1 pseudogene is annotated in these 638 nt (G+C 69.1%); it reads right to left on the bottom strand.

Annotated features, from left to right (window positions below):
- Positions 1-20: 20 nt before the first annotated feature.
- Positions 21-638, bottom strand: a pseudogene (mutL, locus tag AACY08_RS27920) (DNA mismatch repair endonuclease MutL); the annotation flags it as partial.

Below are 638 nucleotides of genomic sequence, written 5' to 3'. Positions count from 1 at the left end.
ATTCCTGCGCAAGCCGCACGCTATTTCCGCCCGAACAACTTCTCGATGTCGCCATGCGCCAGCTTCACCCAGGTCGGACGACCGTGATTGCATTGGCCCGAGTGCGGGGTGACCTCCATTTCGCGCAGCAGCGCGTTCATCTCGGCGACCGACAGCACCCGCCCGGCGCGCACCGAGCCGTGGCACGCCATCGTCGCAGCGACATGGTCGAGCCGCTCGCGCAAAGACAGCGCCTCATCGCACGCGGCGAGCTCATCGGCCAGATCGGTGACGAGGCCCGTCACATCCCCCTGCCCGAGCATCGCCGGCACACCGCGCACCAGCATCGCGCGCGGGCCGAAGCGGTCGAGGTCGAGCCCGAATTCGCTCAGTTCCGCCGCGCGTGCCTCCAGCCGGTCGCAGGCCGGTTCATCGAGTTCGATCACTTCGGGCAGCAGCAGCGCCTGGCTCGCCACCCCGCCGCTCGCCATCGCCTTGCGCATACGTTCGAGCACGAGCCGTTCGTGCGCGGCGTGCTGGTCGACCAGGATCAGCCCGTCGCGGCTTTCGGCGACGATATAGGTCTTGGCCACCTGCCCGCGCGCGACGCCGAGCGGATAGTCGGCGGTTTCGGGCGGCGGCGCATAAGCCGGTTCGGC

It is taken from the genome of Pseudomonas sp. EL_65y_Pfl1_R83 (genome assembly GCF_963970695.1).
Taxonomy (GTDB): domain Bacteria; phylum Pseudomonadota; class Gammaproteobacteria; order Pseudomonadales; family Pseudomonadaceae; genus Aquipseudomonas; species Aquipseudomonas tritici.
The sequence above is the reverse complement of the archived record's forward strand: the minus strand, read 5'-3'. Positions and strand labels throughout refer to the sequence as shown.